Annotated in this window: 5 protein-coding genes and 1 pseudogene; all 6 read left to right on the plus strand. The window is 60.5% G+C overall.

Features of this window, described 5'->3' with window-relative positions; all coding sequences use genetic code 11:
* The first annotated feature begins 358 nt into the window (after window positions 1–358).
* Entirely contained in the window at window positions 359–712 is a 354-nt protein-coding gene (locus tag AC5LBQ_RS09225) for a type II toxin-antitoxin system RelE/ParE family toxin (protein ID WP_307742440.1), read from the plus strand.
* A 5-nt stretch (window positions 713–717) separates the two neighbouring features.
* Window positions 718–1,020, plus strand: a complete 303-nt coding sequence (locus tag AC5LBQ_RS09230) for a helix-turn-helix domain-containing protein (protein ID WP_297589135.1) — start codon at window positions 718–720, stop codon at window positions 1,018–1,020.
* Between the two features lie 279 nt (window positions 1,021–1,299).
* Window positions 1,300–2,955: an ABC transporter substrate-binding protein gene (locus AC5LBQ_RS09235; RefSeq protein WP_307742364.1), complete on the plus strand. Its 1,656-nt coding sequence runs from the start codon at window positions 1,300–1,302 to the stop codon at window positions 2,953–2,955.
* A gap of 102 nt (window positions 2,956–3,057) precedes the next feature.
* The gene (locus AC5LBQ_RS09240) at window positions 3,058–3,279 is read left to right on the plus strand and encodes a DUF3073 domain-containing protein (protein WP_295028679.1); all 222 of its coding nucleotides are present in this window, start codon (window positions 3,058–3,060) and stop codon (window positions 3,277–3,279) included.
* 32 nt (window positions 3,280–3,311) lie between these two features.
* On the plus strand, window positions 3,312–4,934 hold the full coding sequence (gene purF / locus AC5LBQ_RS09245) for an amidophosphoribosyltransferase (protein WP_493265299.1): 1,623 nt from the start codon (window positions 3,312–3,314) through the stop codon (window positions 4,932–4,934).
* A gap of 5 nt (window positions 4,935–4,939) precedes the next feature.
* Window positions 4,940–5,236 (plus strand): annotated as a pseudogene (locus AC5LBQ_RS09250) (phosphoribosylformylglycinamidine cyclo-ligase); the annotation flags it as partial.

Raw genomic sequence — 5,236 nt, forward strand, 5'->3', positions numbered from 1 at the left:
AGCTACCCGGCTATTCTCCCCTTTTAGGCACAACCCAGCTAGTACCCCCCTGATTCCCCCGGCCAGTTATCCCCGGAATTTCGGGGCGGTTGCACGAGTGACCGATTTCAACCCGGATTCTGGGTTATTGGCACGCTCTGGCTACATAAATCCGCAGTAAACGCGATTGGTCCTGGGAGCATTGGCGCTGGGTGCAGTGAAATCGGTCGTTCGTGCCACACAGGCCGGGTCCGGGCGTCTATCCCGTACCCGCGAATCCCCGCAACACCCTCTTGCCCGCGATAGCCAATACGGTCGGGTTCGCAATACCGAAATAATACTCTTGTGTTATATAACGCAGAGGTTATATAATTGTGTTGTGTGGGAAATCGAAGTGAGCCTGATTGAAAAATGGCTGCTCGGGCTGTCATCCCCAGACTACGATTTGGTTTTGGCGGCGCTGGAAATCCTTGAATCCGAGGGGCCAACTCTAGGCAGGCCTCTGGTGGATTCAATCGCACATTCACAAATTAAGAATCTCAAAGAACTGCGTCCCGGTTCCTCCGGTCGGACGGAGATCCGGATTCTGTTCGTGTTTGATCCCTCGCGCAAGGCGGTCATGCTGGTCGCCGGGGACAAATCTGGCAGTTGGAATGAATGGTATAAGCGAAATATTCCTTTGGCTCAGCGCCGGTATCGGGACTATTTGAATCAGCAAAAAGACGTGAGGTGAGAGCGATGACAACTCTGGATGAATTGAAAGCGAAGCGGCAACCGGACCGGGAGGCTGTGGAAGCGCACAAACAGCGGATGCTGGCGCAGACGCGCGCTTACCGTTTGCGCGAGCTGCGCGAGGAAAACGCCATGACGCAAGCTCAGCTGGCGCAGAAGCTCGAAGTTAACCAGGCCCGGGTTTCCTCCATCGAGCGGGGGAACCTGGCTCAGACCCAGGTCAGCACGTTGCAGCGTTATGTCGCCGCTTTGGGCGGCAAACTCCAGCTCATCGCTCAGTTCGGAGACGAGTCCGTGCGGATAGCCTGAGCTCGGTGGCATCACACCGAGCCGTTTAAATAGGTTTTATTCCGGGTTATCCGAGGAATTTAGGGGCTGTTTGATACCGGGTTTCGGGGCTTGCGTGGATTATAGGGGGAGAATAGCCGGGTAGCTGCCAATAATGGCAGCTACCCGGCTATTCTCCCCTTTTAGGCACACCCCAGCTAGTACCCCCCTGATTTCCCCGGCCAGCCCCAAAACCTCGCGCGCACGGGGCGAATCGGTAAGATAAAAACGTAAGGGATAAAACGGCTCAGGGGAGGCCCGGTGCACAACAAGCAAACAATGACCGCGAGGGTCGCGCTGGCAACGCTGGTGGCAATGACCTCTATCGGACTGGCGGCGTGTTCCAGCCCCGCGACCTCAAACCAAAGCCTGAATAAACCCGGGACCTCGACCGATACCCTCATCAACGCGGCGGCGACGGAGCCGGAGCGATCCTTGATTCCGGCCGATTCCTCATATTCCGCAGGAGCCACGTACGCCACCCTGCTATTTTCCGGCTTGTCCTATCTGAACCCGGACGGAACCATTGCAAACGAGCTGGCCACCGCGGTGGTGCCGAACCCGGACTGCACGGAGTACGATATCCAGATTCGCTCGGGCGAAGTGTTTTCCGACGGCACCAAGCTGAAAGCCGACAATTTCATCCGGGCTTGGAACGACGCCGCCAAAGCCTCGAATCGGCGCCGGAAAGCGGGGCTGTTTGAGCCTATCGAGGGCTTTTCCGCCACGGCGAACCAAGACTTGACCGGCCTGCAGCGCCTGAGCGACACGCACTTCAAAGTCCACCTGACCCAGCCGACCTGCGATTTTCCGATGCGTTTGACCGACCCGGCGTTTGTGCCGCTGCCGGATTCCGCATTTGACGCGGCGGGCAACGTGACATCGGGATTCGGGGAAAACCCCTACGGCTATGGGCCATACATGCTGGCGCGGGAGGGCGCTTGGGAACACGGCATTCAGCTGACTTTGGTGCCGAACGCGCGCTATCACGGGCCGCGCCAGGCCCAGAATGCCGGACTGGCTTTCAAGTTCTACCACGACCCGGACCAAGCCTACGAGGACCTGACCAGCGGCGCTTTGGACATTGACGAAGCCCTGCCGGACAGCGCGAAAGACAGCTTCACCGAACAGCTCGGCGACCGCACGCTCACCGTGTCCTCGGCGCACGTGAAGTTCCTGGCCATCCCCTCCAGCGGGCATTTCGCCCTCAATACCGACGAGGGCCGGTTGCGCCGCGCCGCCGTGTCCCAAGCCATCAACCGTGAGGACATCGTCAAACGTTTCTTTAACGGCACCAGGCAGGTCGCCACCGATTTCGTGACCCCCACGATTGCTGGTCACACCGCGAAACTTCCCGGCAGTGAGGTGCTGACCTACCGGCCGGATGTCGCCCGCAGTTTGTGGGACCAGGCGAACCAGATTTCGCCCTGGCCAGAAGGGGAAACCTTTACCATCGCCCGGCCCGATAACGGGTTGAATGCCTGGATCGACGTGGCTTTGGGGACCATCGGCTCGACTTTGGGGATTCGTACCGCGGGCAAGTCTTACCTCGATCAGCGCGCCATAGACATGGCCGTGACCCGCGGCGATATCGACTCGGCATTCCTGGTGGATTGGCAGTCGCCCTATCCGGGGATGCATTCCTACCTGCAGCCGTGTTTTGCCACCGGGGGGTATGCCAACAATGTCGGGTATTCCTCCCCGGATTTTGACGCGGTTCTCAACCACGCGCGCGGGGTGAGCGAGGACGTGGCGGCTAACCGCGAATATCAGCGCGCCGAGGCGATATTGCTGCGTGACCTGCCGGTTTTGCCGCTGTGGCACGCGAAGTCCCTGATTGGGTGGTCCCCGCAGGTCAAGGACGTGGAGCCGAATTGGCGGGGTAGCGTGCAGTATTGGAAAGTCGCCCAGAATTAGGCTCTGGCGTCCCGCCGAAAGGTGTCAAACAAGTGGCATAATCTTAGGCCAGGGGATAGACTAAAAGCTGACTAATCGTGACTTCAAGGAGGGACTCGGGCTATGGGCCGTGGCCGCCAGAAAGCTAAGCAGCAAAAGGTCGCACGCCGACTGAAATATGAGAGCCCGGAAATGGATCTCGAGGCGCTGCAGCGGGAACTATCAGGTAAGTCCGGTGAGGATTCGTGGGACGATGATCCCTACGCCAAATACGCTGAGCCCGATTACGACAAGTGGGCTGATTACGCTGATGATGACCAGGATGATGGCGGGGACGCCGCGTGAAGCCGGGGTTGCCCATCTTCGGTAATGCTGCAATGACCTGTTCCGCTGACTTGGCTCAACACGACTCTGACGATAAACCGCACGATGAGTGCGGTGTTTTTGGTGTCTGGGCACCGGGCGAGGACGTGGCCCGCCTGACCTATTTCGGGATTTACGCCCTGCAGCACCGCGGTCAGGAATCCGCCGGTATCGCCGCTTCGGACGGGTCCAAGATTTTGGTTTACAAGGACATGGGATTGGTTTCTCAGGTGTTCAAAGACCGGGACTTGGCTTCCCTGCAAGGTCACCTCGCGTTGGGTCACGTCCGCTATTCGACTGCCGGGATGTCCTCTTGGCAAAACGCCCAGCCCACCCTGGGTCCCACTGCTTTCGGCACTCTCGCGATGGCGCACAACGGGAACCTGGTGAACACGCGGGGCCTGCTGGAAGAGCTGTTGCCCGCGGAAGGGAAACCGGCCGGGAAACCCGCCGCCGGTGACCCTTCCGGGAAACCAGCTGCTTCCGCAACACCCGCCACCCGCCCTTTTGCGTCCCGAAAACTGGAGGAATCGGCTGCCCAAACCGTCGCTGACGTGAAAGAGCAAAAGGCTCACGGCCTGCAGGATTCCTCGTCAGACACGATGCTGCTGATGAAGCTCATTGAGTCCGTGTCCACCCAGGCTGTTTCGATTGGGGGCGAGCCGCCGCTGTTGAGCGTCATGCGGGAAATCCTGCCGAAGCTGGACGGCGCGTATTCCCTGGCGTTTATTGACGAAACCACGCTGTACGCGGCGCGCGATCCGCAGGGGATTCGGCCCCTGGTCATGGGACGGCTGTCAAACGGGTGGGTGGTCGCCTCTGAAACCGCGGCGCTGGACATTGTTGGTGCCTCGTTCGTGCGCGAAATCGCGCCCGGCGAGCTAATCGCTATCAACGAAAACGGGGTACATTCTGAGACTTTTGCCCAGGCCACGCCCGCGGGCTGCGTGTTTGAATACGTGTACTTGGCCCGCCCGGACACCACGATTGCGCGGCGCTCCATTGCCGCCGCGCGCCGTTCGATGGGGGCCGCCTTGGCTCGCGAACATCCGGTCGAGGCTGACCTGGTCATGGCGACCCCGGATTCCGGGACGCCGGCCGCCATCGGCTACGCCGAGGAATCCGGGATTCCGTTCGGGCAAGGCCTGGTGAAAAACGCCTACGTGGGCCGGACTTTCATCCAGCCGACCCAAGCCATGCGCCAGATGGGGATTCGCCTGAAGCTCAACCCGCTGCGTTCCGTCATTGAGGGCAAACGCCTGATTGTGGTCGATGATTCCATCGTCCGGGGCAACACGCAGCGAGCCGTCATCCAGATGCTGCGCGCGGCTGGCGCCGCCGAGGTGCACGTGCGGATTTCCAGCCCGCCGGTCATGTGGCCGTGCTACTACGGGATTGATTTCGCCACCCGCGCCGAGCTCATCGCCACCGGTATGGATATTCCCGAAATTTGCCGTTCTATCGGGGCGGATACCCTGGGCTACCTGTCCTACGAGTCCATGGTCGAGGCTACCGGCCAGCCCGAAAATGAGCTGTGCACCGCGTGTTTTTCCGGGCGTTACCCCACCCGTTTGGCGGACCTCGAGACCGCGGGAGCTCTCCCGCTGGGATTGACCTACTGCGGGGGAAAGGAGTGACCGGCATGAATACTGACTTGAGTTCAGAAGCGAATTCTGGCGGGTTTTCCGGGGAAGTTTCAGGGATTAATCCAGGCAAACATCGGGCCGATATTCCGGCCGAAAGTGCCGCCGGCTCGGCTAACGCCTACGCGCGCGCCGGAGTGGACACCCAGGCTGGCGACCGGGCGGTGGGGTTGATGAAGGCCGCGGTGCAAGCCACCCAAGGGCCGGAAGTTTTGGGCGGCACCGGCGGGTTTGCGGGCCCCCATGCTGTGACGGCCGCCGGGATAAAAGGCACTCGCCGCCCGCGGTTGGGGACC

This window comes from Mobiluncus sp., from assembly GCF_985070215.1.

Excerpts from the sequence above, each read along its gene's own strand:
- AC5LBQ_RS09230 (WP_297589135.1), top strand. The coding sequence starts at position 718 with ATGACAACTCTGGATGAATTGAAAGCGAAGCGGCAACCGGACCGGGAG.
- purF (WP_493265299.1), top strand. The coding sequence starts at position 3,312 with ATGACCTGTTCCGCTGACTTGGCTCAACACGACTCTGACGATAAACCG.
- AC5LBQ_RS09240 (WP_295028679.1), top strand. The coding sequence starts at position 3,058 with ATGGGCCGTGGCCGCCAGAAAGCTAAGCAGCAAAAGGTCGCACGCCGA.